General features: G+C 41.6%; 15 protein-coding genes. All 15 read right to left on the minus strand.

Going from position 1 to position 14,102, the window contains the following annotated elements:
• Positions 1-51: 51 nt before the first annotated feature.
• A complete protein-coding gene (hisC, locus tag MHB79_RS10315) occupies positions 52-1,149 on the minus strand; it encodes a histidinol-phosphate transaminase (RefSeq protein WP_003215818.1) in 1,098 nt (365 codons plus the stop codon).
• 10 nt (positions 1,150-1,159) lie between these two features.
• Positions 1,160-1,963, minus strand: a complete 804-nt coding sequence (gene trpA / locus MHB79_RS10320) for a tryptophan synthase subunit alpha (RefSeq protein WP_340989682.1) — start codon at positions 1,961-1,963, stop codon at positions 1,160-1,162.
• Positions 1,960-3,159, minus strand: coding sequence for a tryptophan synthase subunit beta (gene trpB, locus MHB79_RS10325; protein ID WP_340989684.1), 1,200 nt, complete (start codon positions 3,157-3,159; stop codon positions 1,960-1,962). Before trpB ends, trpA begins: the two co-directional genes overlap by 4 nt.
• Positions 3,069-3,800, minus strand: coding sequence for a phosphoribosylanthranilate isomerase (locus tag MHB79_RS10330; RefSeq protein WP_445661253.1), 732 nt, complete (start codon positions 3,798-3,800; stop codon positions 3,069-3,071). Before MHB79_RS10330 ends, trpB begins: the two co-directional genes overlap by 91 nt.
• Positions 3,801-3,805: 5 nt before the next feature.
• A complete protein-coding gene (trpC, locus tag MHB79_RS10335) occupies positions 3,806-4,558 on the minus strand; it encodes an indole-3-glycerol phosphate synthase TrpC (protein ID WP_137055038.1) in 753 nt (250 codons plus the stop codon).
• Positions 4,551-5,573: an anthranilate phosphoribosyltransferase gene (trpD, locus tag MHB79_RS10340; protein WP_003215742.1), complete on the minus strand. Its 1,023-nt coding sequence runs from the start codon at positions 5,571-5,573 to the stop codon at positions 4,551-4,553. Before trpD ends, trpC begins: the two co-directional genes overlap by 8 nt.
• Positions 5,545-7,092 carry an anthranilate synthase component I gene (gene trpE, locus MHB79_RS10345; protein ID WP_050943844.1) on the minus strand — a complete coding sequence of 516 codons (1,548 nt, stop codon included), beginning with the start codon at positions 7,090-7,092 and terminating at the stop codon, positions 5,545-5,547. The genes trpD and trpE overlap by 29 nt, the downstream gene beginning before the upstream one ends.
• A gap of 231 nt (positions 7,093-7,323) precedes the next feature.
• Positions 7,324-7,707, minus strand: a complete 384-nt coding sequence (gene aroH / locus MHB79_RS10350) for a chorismate mutase (RefSeq protein WP_058014812.1) — start codon at positions 7,705-7,707, stop codon at positions 7,324-7,326.
• A complete protein-coding gene (aroB, locus tag MHB79_RS10355; protein ID WP_340989691.1) occupies positions 7,704-8,795 on the minus strand; it encodes a 3-dehydroquinate synthase in 1,092 nt (363 codons plus the stop codon). The genes aroH and aroB overlap by 4 nt, the downstream gene beginning before the upstream one ends.
• Complete coding sequence (gene aroC, locus MHB79_RS10360; RefSeq protein ID WP_050943842.1) at positions 8,795-9,967, minus strand: chorismate synthase; 1,173 nt, start codon at positions 9,965-9,967, stop codon at positions 8,795-8,797. Before aroC ends, aroB begins: the two co-directional genes overlap by 1 nt.
• A gap of 73 nt (positions 9,968-10,040) precedes the next feature.
• The gene (locus MHB79_RS10365) at positions 10,041-10,820 is read right to left on the minus strand and encodes a CheR family methyltransferase (protein ID WP_050943841.1); all 780 of its coding nucleotides are present in this window, start codon (positions 10,818-10,820) and stop codon (positions 10,041-10,043) included.
• Positions 10,821-10,964: 144 nt separating this feature from the next.
• Positions 10,965-11,411, minus strand: a complete 447-nt coding sequence (ndk, locus tag MHB79_RS10370) for a nucleoside-diphosphate kinase (protein ID WP_003216015.1) — start codon at positions 11,409-11,411, stop codon at positions 10,965-10,967.
• Positions 11,412-11,541: 130 nt separating this feature from the next.
• A complete protein-coding gene (gene hepT / locus MHB79_RS10375; protein WP_003215649.1) occupies positions 11,542-12,504 on the minus strand; it encodes a heptaprenyl diphosphate synthase component II in 963 nt (320 codons plus the stop codon).
• 24 nt (positions 12,505-12,528) lie between these two features.
• Positions 12,529-13,233, minus strand: a complete 705-nt coding sequence (locus tag MHB79_RS10380) for a demethylmenaquinone methyltransferase (protein WP_003215527.1) — start codon at positions 13,231-13,233, stop codon at positions 12,529-12,531.
• 3 nt (positions 13,234-13,236) lie between these two features.
• Positions 13,237-14,004, minus strand: coding sequence for a heptaprenyl diphosphate synthase component 1 (locus MHB79_RS10385; protein WP_003215666.1), 768 nt, complete (start codon positions 14,002-14,004; stop codon positions 13,237-13,239).
• Between the last annotated feature and the right edge of the window lie 98 nt (positions 14,005-14,102).

A 14,102-nucleotide genomic window follows, 5' to 3' on the forward strand; every position in this document is an offset into this window, starting at 1 on the left:
TTGGTACAATGAAAGCCATATCCTGTAAAAGGATATGACTTTATGGTTATGCTACGCTCGAATGCCTTGCATTAAATCAGCAAGTGTACTTAGAATTTCTGCATTTTGCTCCATTGTTCCGACCGTAATACGTAAAGACGTTGGAAAACCAAGTGCTTTACCAGAACGAACAATGTAGCCTTTTTTCAATAATGCATTGAATAATTCATCTGCATCTCTTTTAAAATCAATCAGCACGAAGTTTGTTTGAGACGGATAAATAAATAGTCCAAAACGGTCAGCAAATTCTTGATATTGCTTGAGACCTGCTTCATTTTTTTGTCTGCATGATTGAATGAAGTCCTGATCTTTTATCGCTGCACGAGCTGCTGCCTGAGCGATACGACTCGTATTAAACGGCTCTCTCGCTGGTTCAATCGCAGTAATCAACTCTTCTGATGCAATGCCATAGCCTACTCGAAGCGCGGCCAGTCCATACGCTTTAGAAAACGTACGGAGTACGATAACATTTTGATAGTTGTGTAATAAAGATAAGCTGTTCGGAAAGTCTTCCGCACGAACGTATTCGACATATGCTTCATCTAGTACTACAAGCACATGAGCTGGTACTTGATCTAAAAACGCCACAAGCTCAGATTCTGACAAATGATTTCCCGTCGGGTTATTCGGGTTGCATACCCAGACGACCTTCGTGTTCTCATCAATCGCATCCAGCATGCCCTTCAGATCGTGAGCTCCTCCATCTAAAAGCGGCACCTCTCGAATCTCTGCCCGCTCAATGATCGCATTGTGACGATATTGCGGAAAAGACGGAGCTGGGATGACGGTATTTGTATGTTGGTCAAGGAATGCCCTAGCAATAATTTGCACAAGTTCATCTGAGCCATTCCCGAATATTAATTGTTTTTCATTTACTTGAAGAAACTCAGCGAGCTCTGTTCTTAAACTTGCGCTGTATCCATCTGGATAGATCGCTAAATGTTCAAGCTCAGCTTGTATCGCCTCTCTTGCATGAGCGGAACATCCAAAAGGGTTTTCATTTGAAGCCAATTTCACAATTTTGTCTAATTGATATTCTTTTTTGACCTCTTCAATTGGTTTCCCAGGTTGATACGGTTTTAGTTGTTTTAATTGATCTTTGATTTGCAAAAGTTTCACCTCATTTGAATGAATAGAGGGGACTAAATGTTTTTGCATAGGTTTCAAACTCTCTTAAAGCGTCTTGACGAGTATCACTTGCTAACAATTGATCCTGAAGTTCTTCAATTTTTTTTACAAGTGCACTGCCTACAACGACGCCGTCACTCAGTTTATTCATTGCGTCTACCTGCTCTCTTGTTGAGATACCAAAACCGACCGCAACCGGTATGTGACTCAGCTGTTTCACTTGTTGAATAAAATCAGTAATCGATTCGTCAAAGGTTTGTCTGACACCTGTTACACCAAGAGATGAAACACAATACACAAAACCTTCTGCCTGCTCTACTATATTTACTAATCGTTCCTTACTGGTTGGTGCAACGAGCGAAATATATGAAATGTCATATGTTTGACAGTTCTTTTGCAGCTCACTGCTTTCTTCAAAAGGCAAGTCGGGTGTTAAGAGTCCCGAAATATGATTTTTGCGCAGTAAAGCGAAAAAGTATTCTGTGTCTAATTGTAACACAGGATTATAATACGTAAATAGAATTACAGGAATTTTTACACCGTTTTTTTTCATCTTCCCTGCTAATTCTATCGCTTTTACGATATTCATGCCATGATTTAGAGCTCTTTTGGAGGCTCTTTGAATGACAGGACCGTCTGCTAGCGGATCGGAATAAGGAACACCTAGCTCAATCGCATGTGCACCGGCTGCTTGAAGGGACAAAGCTAAATCGATCGTGATTTCTTCTGACGGATCCCCTGCTGTAATAAATGGGATGAATAATTTCTCGTCTTCCTCTAATTGAAATGTGATCATTTGGTTTTGCCCTCACTTTCAAGCACATTCATTAATGTATGCACATCCTTATCTCCTCTTCCTGACAGGCAGACAAGGATGATTTCATCTTCACTCATCGTCCTGCTCATCTCAAACGCCTTGGCTAAAGCGTGTGCTGATTCAATCGCTGGCAGAATTCCTTCCTTTTCTGTCAGCAGTTTTAGTGCATCCAGTGCTTCTTGATCTGTAGCACTCACATATTGAACGCGTCCGCTCGCATGTAAATATGCGTGCTCTGGTCCGATCCCGGGATAATCTAGACCAGCTGAAATGGAATAGGGCTCAATAATCTGGCCAAATTCGTCTTGGATTAAATAGGTCAAAGATCCATGAATGACCCCTTTTGTCCCCTTCGTAATGGTTGCTGCATGAAGCGGCGTATCGATTCCTTTTCCAGCCGCTTCTACACCAATCAAATCAATCTCATCATCCAAAAACGCTCGGTACAATCCAATAGCATTACTTCCGCCGCCGACACAAGCAATGACTTTATGAGGGAGCCTGCCTTCTTTTTTCAGCATCTGCTCTTTTGCTTCATCACCAATCATCCGCTGGAACTCACTGACGATTTGGGGATATGGATGAGGTCCTACAACTGAACCGATCATATAGAAATGATCACTACAGTGCTGGACCCAGTAACGAATCGCTTCGGTCGTTGCATCTTTTAATGTGCCGTTTCCGCTTGTGACAGGTATGACTTCAGCGCCAAGGAGCTTCATTCGGAATACATTGAGAGATTGTCTCTCCACATCCTCTTTTCCCATAAATACCGTGCACGATAATCCAAACTTGGCGGCCACCGTTGCAGCTGCTACTCCGTGCTGTCCAGCGCCTGTTTCTGCGATGATGTTTGATTTCCCCATTTTTTTTGCAAGCAGTGCCTGACCAAGTGCATTGTTGATCTTATGAGCACCTGTATGGTTTAAATCTTCTCTTTTTAAATAGATTTTTGCGCCGCCGAGGTATGCAGATAACTGATCAGCATATGTCAGCGCAGTCGGTCTGCCTGAATAGTTTTGCAATAGAGAAAGATATTCTTGCTTAAAGGCTGGGTCTTCTTTTAATTCGTTAAATGCTTGTTCTATTTCTTTGAGTGGCTGCATGAGCGTCTCGGGAACAAATTTCCCTCCGAATTCTCCATATCTGCCAAGCTCATTTGGATATGCGTACATTCGTTTAACATCCTTTCTTCGAGCGCTTTGATCTTAGCGCTGCTTTTCTTCCCGTTTTCTTCTATGCCGCTTGAAAGATCAATCGCTTTTGGGCTATAGGCAAGAAGCTCTGGCAGCGTTTCTGGTGTAATTCCACCTGCAATGATGCATGTTTTCTCCAGTCGTTTTGCCTGCTGAATGTATACAGGTACCGCTTCCCATGTAAAAGCTGTGCCAGAACCGCCTCTCATCCCTTTTACTTTCGCATCAATGAGAAAACCATCGACAAACGGCGCAAATGCCGTCATCTGATCAAGTGTTTCTTTTATATCGGGATCGTGATGAAAGACTTTCCACACTATCGCCCCTGTTTGTTGTTTTATTTTTTTTGCATCCTCTCTTGTTTCATCTCCATGTAGCTGCACAATATCTAAAGGAATATGCTTTGTGATGTCACACACTTTTTGGATTTTTTCATTTACAAATACACCAGTAATCTTTTTCCTGCACTGCGAATCGGTGAGCCATTGTTTCACTTGATCTGGATCGACTTGCCTTTTACTTGGAGCAAAAATAAATCCGATCGCATCTGCTTGAGATTGCGCAATGCATTCTACATCTTCTAGTGAGACTGCCCCGCAATATTTTAAAAAAGGCTTCATCGTGCTCATTCTCCAAATAACGTCTGAACGGCTTTTTCTTGTGAAGGTTCTCTCATTAATGATTCACCTACAAGGACAGCACTCGCTCCATGTTTTTTGACAAAGGTCAGATCATCAAATGTCTGAATACCGCTTTCACTTACTAGTAAGACATCCTTTGGAACAAGTGGTGCAATCTCTTTAGTTTGCTCAACTGTTGTTTTAAATGTCTTTAAATTTCGGTTATTCACGCCAATGATTTCGGGGGTGAATAGGTTTAAGATATGTTCCAGTGTATCTGCTGCATGAACTTCGACAAGAATATCTAGTCCTTTTTCCTTCGCTTCAGCATAGAATTCATGAAGCTGTTGCGGTTCAAGTACTTCTCCAATTAATAAAATGGCATCTGCACCGATACGTCTTGACTCTTCTATTTGTATGGAATCGATGATAAAGTCTTTTCTTAAAATTGGACGTGCGACTTTTTCTTTAATTAAGGAAAGATACTCGTTCTTCCCTTGAAAAAATGGTTCATCTGTTAAGACTGATAAGCAATCAGCATTCGATTTTTCGTAGGCTTTTGCTGTTTGCAGAGGATCAAAATTTGGCTGAATGATTCCTTTGGAAGGAGAAGCCTTTTTCACCTCAGCAATCAGCCCAATCGAGCGGTGAGGGTTCATGAGTGCTTCTTTAAATGATCGTCTTTCAAAGTGTCCATCCACAGGTAACTGCAACGTTTGGATATGTTCTTTTTTACGTGCAATGATTTGATTAAGCATAGATCTCTTCCTCTTTCGTTTTTTGTTTTAAACGAGCCAATTGTTCTTTGGCTGCTCCGTTTTTAATCGTTTCTAATGCTTTTAATGTTCCTGCCATGAGGCTTTCTGACTTGCCCGCGACATATAAAGCCGCCCCGGCATTCAGAGCTGTAATATGAAGCGGCGCCCCTCCTGTTTGATGATTCAATATATTCTGAATCAATTTCGCGCTCTCTTCCGGTGATTGGACCTGAATATCTGATAAGTATCCTTTTTCCAGTCCAAAGTCTTCTGGGTTTAGCGTATATTCTGTCATGGCACCTTTTTTGAGTTCAATCACATATGAATTGGCTGTAATCGTTAGTTCATCCAGCCCGTCTTCACCGCATACAAACAGGACATGCTCCGGCTCTAATGGGGCAAGGGCTTCCGCCATTAATTTTGCCTTTTCCTTTGCATACACACCGATGATTTGCTTTTTGGCTTGCATCGGGTGGCAAAGCGGTCCTAATAGATTAAATACCGTCCGGAAGCCTAGCTGCTTGCGGACTGCTGCTACTTGTTTCATAGATGAATGGTACAGTGGTGCAAATAAAAAGCCCATGTTTTTCTCTTGTATTTGTCTTCTTGTTTCTTCTGGAGTAGATTGAATGTGAATCCCAAGACACTCTAGCACGTCGGCACTTCCGCTTTTTGAAGAGACTGAGCGATTTCCGTGTTTTGCGATTTTAGCACCAGCGGCGGAAGCTACAATAGCAGCTGCAGTTGATATATTAAATGTGGAGAGTCCATCGCCTCCTGTGCCGCATGTGTCAACGACATCAAGCGATCTTTCCGCTGGTTCTGCTTTTTGCCGCATGGCCCTCACGAAGCCTGTCATTTCTTCAGCGGTTTCTCCTCTATGCGCTAAAATCGATAGACTTGCAGCGACTTCAGCATCTGTTAAAGAGCCGCTCATCATATCATGCATTAGTCTATGTGCTTCATTTTCTGATAGGAAGCCTCCGTTAACAAGAGCTGATAGTCGCTGATTCATCCTGCACACTCTCCTTTTCTGAAAAAATATGTTCAGCAAGCTGAATGGCCCTCAGAAGCGCTCCTGCCTTGTTACATGTCTCTTCCCATTCATTTTCTGGCACAGAATCTGCGACAATGCCAGCGCCTGCTTGTATGGAAGCGATCTGATTTTTGACGCTCATGGTACGAATGGTAATACAAGAGTCGATATTGCCGTCGAACCCAATATAGGCAATACAGCCGCCATACGTTTCCCTTGGCTCAGGCTCCATTTCATTTAATAATTGCATCGCTCTTATTTTCGGTGCCCCTGTTAATGTGCCTGCTGGAAACGCGGACATGAGTGCATCAACTGGGTGTGTATCCTGCTTTAGCTTCCCTGTCACAATGGAGATGATGTGCATGACATGTGAAAAGTTCACAACTTTTGTAAAGGTCGGTACGGACACGCTGCCGTATTCTGCTACGCGGCCAACATCATTTCTGGCTAGATCTACTAACATGTAATGTTCTGCTTTTTCTTTCTCATCTTCTAGCAGCTCTCTTGCCAGTGCGGCGTCCTCTTCTTTTGTTGCTCCTCTTTTTCTAGTGCCTGCAATAGGATGAATTTCTAGGTGCCTATTTTTGGCATGAATTAATCGTTCTGGTGAGCTTCCGACTAAATCACGGTCTTTTAATTTCATAAAATACATGTATGGAGATGGATTCACAATGCGAAGCACACGGTATAATTCAAATGAACTCACTGACACTGGGATATCAAAGCGCTGTGAGAGTACGCCTTGAAAAATATCACCCGCTCGAATGTATTCTTTGATTTTTTCTACGTCCTTTAGAAATTGTGTTTTTTCATAGGTTGATGTCACATGTTCAAAGGACGGTGATTCGTTCATATTCCCTGATAAAATCAGTTCTTTCATATCAATCTTTGTGTGGAGCTTGTGAATCATCTGTTCAAGCCGCTTTTGATTTTCTTTGTAAGCTCGTATTTTTTCGTCTTCTGTTTCATTTCCGGTTAGCTGGGTGTATTGGATAAAATGAACATGATTCGTTTCATGATCAAAGGCAATCATCGTTTGGCAGACAAATAGAGTACAATTGTCTGTCGTTGGTGCGCTTAGATGCGGTCTGACAGATGGTTCAATGCTTGGAATAAGATCGTAACTTAAGTACCCAACTGCCCCGCCTGTAAACGGGATGTCAACGTCTGGTGTCTTGATTTGATATTGCTCTTTCATCCAGTCTAATAAGTCTTTCAGTTCTTGCTTTTTCATGACCTCTTGCCCTGCCGCGTCACGTGCAATATATTCGTTTTGATCATCATGTAAGGTTAAAAAAGGATGTAATCCGATGAAGGAATATCTCGACCAGCTAGAAGACTCATCTTTGCTTTCTAGTAGATACACAATATCTGCCTTGAGTTTTTCGACAATTTGAATCGGTGAGAGCGTATCAACTGTAATGGTTTCAACAATCGGGATCGTTTTGTGGGACTCGCTGTCCCTTAAAAATCGGGTCAAATTTGATTGGGAATTCATAAGCACACTCCTTAAATGGGATTAAGGAGAATGAGGGGACATATAGAGGGTTTGTATGAGTATACGAAATAAGCCTAAAAGAGGGGTGCTCTTTTAGGCAGTATGATGAAATAGACGTATCGTATCTCTGCTCAACTCTACTCATCTCAACTACCCTAGTCTCATTCTCATCTTCTCTAAACTTGCAATGCCGTTTACACCTGTGTGTAAACTTCGGCTGTTCATATCGTATTATAATTCCTTGTTTTTTGTCAACTGTAAATCAGGGCGAAGCGTCACAGCTTCTTCTAAGTACACATGCTGCACATCTTCCTGCTTTGTGTCTGTTTGGACCGTCATTAACACACGAATACAATGTTTTAAACCGCCTTGAATGTCCAGCTCCTGCATACAAGTAACAGGCACATACGTCCACCCTTCAAACTGACGAAGGGCTTTTGCCGGAAAAACGGAGTGAATATCTTGTGTAGCTGAAATTAAGATCTGCACGACACGTTCTGGATCTACTTGATTTCTTGAAATAATCGCTTCTAGCAGCTGTTTCGTTTTGTTTAATACTTCTGTTTCTGTATCTTCTTTCACTGTTGTAGCCCCACGTATCCCGCGAAACATCATAGACATCCCTCCTCCCGTTTCCATTCTTCGAGCCATTGATGCAGATCATTTTTTGTGAAAGACTGCAAGACAGCATCTCCAACCTGTTTTAATAAAACAAATTGAACGGTTCCACCTCTTGCCTTTTTATCACCAATCATCCGGTCAACAAATGTTTTCGTGGAAATATCTTGAGTGACTTGTACCGGAAATCCGAGTTCTTTCATCCACTCTTTTAGTTCCGTCCGATTGAGGCTGAGTCCCAGCTTCTTTTCGCTCACATATAGCGCAAACTGCATGCCGATTGCAATAGCATCTCCGTGCGTAATAACGCCGTATCCATACTCTGCTTCAATGGCATGCCCAAGTGTATGACCTAAATTCAAAAATGCACGCACGCCTTGTTCTCTTTCGTCTTTTTGAACAATCGACGCTTTGACCTTAATCCCTTGATACAGTATATGTGCCAGCTCGCTCTTTGAACATTCCGCCAAAGAACGAATAGACATCAGTTCTGATAAAAAGTCTTCACTTGAAATGAGGGCATGTTTGATGACCTCAGCAAAGCCTGACCTCATTTCAGTTTGAGATAGTGTCTCAAGCATGCTCGTATCATAGATCACGGCTTTCGGCTGATGAAAGGCACCAATTAAATTTTTACCGAGCGGGTGGTTAATCCCCGTTTTCCCGCCAACTGCACTGTCATGTGCCAGTAGTGTCGTCGGAACTTGAATAAAATCAATGCCTCTCATATAACTAGCAGCAACAAAGCCAGCCAAATCGCCAATTACGCCGCCTCCAAGCGCAATGATGCACGAGGAGCGATCCAGCTGAAACTGAATGGCCTTCGTATGAATATGCTCAAACTCAGCAAAAGATTTCGACTGCTCTCCGCTTGGCACAACCACTTTATGCACAGACCACTTCTGCTTAAGTAATCGAACCATTTCATCACCGTAAATGGCATCAACCGCTGTATCTGTCACGATTAAGAGCTTCGTATAGGAATGCCCCGTGGAAGTCATCAAGTCGACGATATTGCGTTTAATCCCATCACCGATGTATACAGGATAAGTGGCTGAAGACGTCTTAACTTCCAGTGTTTTCATTAAAATTCCCTCTGAAGCTGGCGCATTTTGTCAACATTTTCTTTAATGCGGTCAATTTGATCAAGGCCAAACTGCTCCACTACAGCATTGGCGATTTCCCAAGCCACGACTGCTTCTGCGACAACACTTGCGGCAGGAACAGCACAGCTGTCAGAACGCTCAATGCTTGCAGAGAAAGGTTCTTTTGTTTCAATGTCAACGCTTTGAAGCGGTTTGTAAAGCGTTGGGATTGGTTTCATGACCCCTCTTACGACAATTGGCATACCAGTTGACATTCCGCCTTCAAGACCACCTAAGCGATTTGTTTTTCTCGTATAGCCTTTTTCTTCATCCCAGATGATTTCATCATGGACCTCACTACCATTTTTAGAAGCCGCCTCGAAGCCGATACCAAATTCGACCCCTTTAAAAGCATTGATACTCAGAACAGCACCTGCAAGCTTGCTGTCTAATTTGCGGTCATAGTGAACATAGCTTCCGACTCCAACCGGCATTCCTTCAACGATGACTTCCACAATTCCGCCAATTGAATCACCGTTTTTCTTCGCTTCATCAATGGCATCCATCATTTTTTGACCTGCTTCACTGTCGTAGCAGCGAACAGGTGACTCTTCCGTTACCTTTTGCAAATCTTCAATTGATTCATATGCCGTTTGAGCTGCTTTCACTCCGCCAATTTCAAGAACGTGGCCAGCTACCTTGATTCCTAAATGAGCCAAGATTTGTTTAGCGACTGCGCCTGCTGCTACGCGCACGGTTGTCTCACGGGCTGATGAACGCTCTAATACATTTCGCATATCACGATGTCCATATTTAATCGCACCATTTAAATCCGCATGTCCTGGTCTAGGGCGTGAAATTTGACGCTTCATTTCACTCTCTTCTTCTTCTGTGATCGGCTCTGCCCCCATCACTTTTGTCCAATGCTTCCAGTCGTTGTTTTCAACGACAAGTGCAATAGGAGAACCTAATGTTTTCCCGTGACGAACACCACTTAACACTTTCGCTTGGTCTTTTTCAATCTGCATTCTTCTGCCGCGGCCGTGACCTTTTTGTCTTCTAGCCAATTCATAGTTGATGTCATCCTGCTCTATGTAAAGTCCCGCTGGAACGCCTTCAATAATTGTGGTCAATTGTGGACCATGTGATTCACCTGCTGTTAAGTATCTCATGACTTGATCTCCCTTCATCGCATTAACGCTTTTAAGTAAAACTATGATAACACACTTACTACTAAAAAGTCAGCTACAACCCCTTCTTTTGATAAAAGAAAGTATCAGCTGATGTGAGTCCAAACTTTTCTGGATGAAAAATTTGTTCAGTTGAACCAACAAATAATACGCCATTTGGTTTTAAACTGCTGCTCATTTTCCTGTAAATCTCTTCTTTTGCCTCTTCTGTAAAGTAGATAAGGACATTTCGGCACACGATAAGATCAAGCTGTTTTTCATAAGGGTCTGCTAAAAGGTTGTGTTTTTTAAATTGAATGTGCTTTCGCACCTCATCCTTCACAGTGTAAAATGAAGAATCTTCTTTTGTGAAATATTTTTGCTTGATTTGATCTGGTACCTCTTGCAGTGATCGTTCATGATATTTTCCTTTTTGAGCTGATTGCAGCACTTTATCATCAATATCAGTTGCAATAATTTGGAAGTCCTTCACAAGCGGATGGCTTGATAGCAGCATTGAGAGTGTATACGGCTCCTCTCCTGTCGAACATGCTGCACTCCATATTTTTAGGGTCCCGCTGTTTTTCAAAAGCAGCGGAAGAATTTTTTGATCAAGCACTTCCCAGCGCTGATAGTTTCGGTAAAATTCTGACACATTGATCGTCATTCGATCCATCGTCTCGTCTAATAGTGCTCTATCCTTTTCAAGGGCAGACGCGAACGCTTCAAAATCTCTATATCCTTTTTTATCATATAGTGACGTTAATCTTCGTTTCATTTGTGCTTCTTTATATAAATTCAGATCCACCCCGGTTAGTTTTTTCCATTTTCCGACAAACACTTGATATTGATCCATCAAAGTCCTCTCCTGTCTCATCTATCTTTGTCCTAGTATAGCTGTTTTTATCGAAAATTTGTATCTTCTCATGCGAAATTTCGTGTAGAAATATTCATATAAAAAAGCCAAGGTGCTCATTTGATGAACACCTTGGCTTGAATTTTAATAAATCCAGCTTGAGATGGTTTGATCCCAGTTTGTGAGTTCTTCTTGTTTGAAGAATAAGTTGATTTCTCTTTCAGCACTTTCTGGTGAGTCTGAGCCATGGATAATGTTTTTTCCAACCGTCAATCCATAGTCTCCTCTTATTGTACCCGGAAGCGCTTCCTTCGGGTTTGTTTTGCCGATAATCTGTCTTGTGACATCTACTACCTGCTCACCTTGCCATACCATTGCAAATACTGGTCCTGACGTAATAAAGTCAACCAATTCCCCGAAGAATGGTTTTTCTTTATGCTCTCCGTAATGTGTTTCTGCTACTTCTTTTGGAATGCTCATTAGTTTTGCACCAACAAGCTGAAGCCCTTTTTTTTCGAATCTTGACACAATTTCACCGATTAATTGTCTTTCCACACCATCAGGTTTGACCATAAGAAATGTTTTGTCCATATACGTTCTCCACCCCGTCGTTTATGTATGTATAGGCTTACATTGTTACAAAGTGATCGTATCATTTTTTTATATAATAATCAATTTTTGACAAAAAATTTCACAAAAAAACCAATCAACAATATGTTGATTAGAATTTTCGTTTTCCAATATATTTGGCAATGGAAGCGAGTGACGTTTTCGCTCGTCCTCGAGGAAGTTTGTCTAGCTGTTCGAATGCCTTTTTCAAATACATTTCACTCACTCGAATCGAGCGGTCGATCGCATCTGTTTGTTTGAGGTGTTCAATCACAGGTTTTAGCTGGGTTTCCGTTGTTTCACTATTAATCAGCTTTAATTGTCCTTCGAGTGTAGGATTCTTCAGTGCATATAAGACCGGGAGTGTGACATTTCCTTGTAAAAGGTCTCCTCCAACAGGCTTACCAAGCTCTTCTTCAGTTGATGTGAAATCAAGCACATCATCAATGATCTGATAGGACATACCGACATAGTAGCCAAACCAGTAAAGGGCTTTATGTGTTTTCTCATCTGTACCTGCTGCTATCGCACCTAACTGACAGCTGCCTGCAATGAGCAAGGCTGTTTTTCGTTTGATTCTTCTTAAATATGTACGTAGGTTTTGATCCATATTGTATTTGTCTTTCACTTGCTCGATTTCACCAAGACAGAGCTCGACGACCATCTTTGACAAAATTTCATGCGCCATTGGGTGATTGATCTTTGTCATGTACTCAAGAGATCTTGCAAACATATAATCTCCTGTGTACATGGCAATTCGATTGTCCCATTTTGCCTTAATCGTTGGCTTGCCTCTTCTCAGCTCTGCATCATCAATAACATCATCGTGAACGAGCGATGCCATATGAATGAGCTCAAGCGCAACGGCAACATATTTAATTTTATTAATGTCATAGTCGCCAAACATGCCTGAAAGGAGAACAAAAACGGGGCGGATTCGTTTTCCGCCCGCTTGCAGCAAATGAAGACCCGCTTCACTTAATAATGCATAATCAGAGCGAACTGTTTGTTCAAGCTCTTTTTCAATAATATCGATATCATGATTTAAAAAAGAGATCATTGCTTTTAGTTTCATTATTTTCACCCAAATATCGTTTATTCAAAGCTTCTTTCCGATATGTGTTGCTGCTACACCGCCTGTAAATGGATGATACGAGACATCAGACAGACCCGCCTCTTCGAAAAGAGCCGCCAGTTCTTTCATGCCAGGGAACGCTTTGGCTGATTCTTGAAGCCATGAATACTCCTGATAGCTTTTGGCAAACAGTTTACCAAAGAGCGGCATGATGTATTTGAAATAGACATAGTAGCCTTGTTTAAACCCAATCATTTCAGGTTGTGATGTCTCTAGACAGACAACCATTCCACCAGGCTTCACGACTCTTGTCATTTCTTTTAGCACTGTTAAGTAATCAGGGACATTCCGTAGGCCAAAACCGATGGTGACATAATCAAATGTGTTGTCCTCAAAAGGAAGCTCCATCGCATTGCCGTGAAGCAATTCAATTTGATTGTAGCCCCCAGTCTTCACCTTCGTTTCTCCAACACTCAGCATATTTTTACTAAAATCAAGGCCTTTGACTTCGCCTTTGTCTCCAACAGCATCAGCAAGCGCAATGGTCCAATCGGCTGTTCCGCAGCATACGTCTAATGCTTTGGCTCCTTTTTGAACATTCATCAGTTTCATTGTTTTATCGCGCCACTTTTTATGCTGCTTAAAGCTGATGACGGAGTTCATTTGATCATAGTTTTTATAAATTTTTTCAAATACACCGTGTACTCGCTGTTCTTTTGATTGCTGCATGACTTACCCTTCTTCCACTTTCTGATGATACGCAGGTTCATTTTTCATATGATCCAGGCGATTTAATAGCTCTTTTTGAACGACCGGAGATGAAACAAGATGCTCCTTGATGGATCGTTTGGCCTTTTCATAGCCTTCATTCTCAAAGTTGTCAAAACATGTATAGGCGTCCGTATAGCTATCGTTCAAAAAAAGTTTTAAATGTTTGTCATCTTCTGCTTGTTTCATGAAACGCTTATAAACAAGGAAACGACTTGCAATCTCATTCCAATGCGTTAATTGAAAATGCTCAGAAACCCTTTGGAATAACGCAGACTCAACCGTTGCTACACTTTTGTAAAAGTGCGCCGCATCTTGAATGGATCGATCATACAGTCTAATTTTATGTTCATTGATTTCTTTGATCGCCGTTGCGAGCGTGCGAATCATGTAGATGTCTTTCATGTCAGAGAGAAGAGAATAATAGAGACCGCTGAAATAGTCTCCTGCCAGGATCGTCAGCTGACGATTTTTGAATTCGTCTTGTTTGATCGCTGCAGCAGTTGTGACTTCGTCATGGGTATCAAGGGCAATTTGCACAAGCATCGCCGTTAAAATATAATTTTCTTTTTTCTCTGCATCAATTTGAGCTTCATCAAACATTGCATGAAAAAGAAGGAGCTTATCTTCATCGATGAGTGGCGCACGTAAATGTTTCGCCAAATAAGGATGAGAAAGCTTTTTATTTAATTTTATATTTAGATTAGATAAAATTCCGTAGATGTCTTGCAAAGATATCACCCTTGTCCCAAAAATTACAGTTTCATATGTAGCCCTGCACATTGTATAGAGATTTATTATACCATATCAGCTCTCACTTTTATGCTATC

The organism is Bacillus sp. FSL M7-0558, assembly GCF_038003245.1.
Taxonomy (GTDB): domain Bacteria; phylum Bacillota; class Bacilli; order Bacillales; family Bacillaceae; genus Bacillus; species Bacillus pumilus.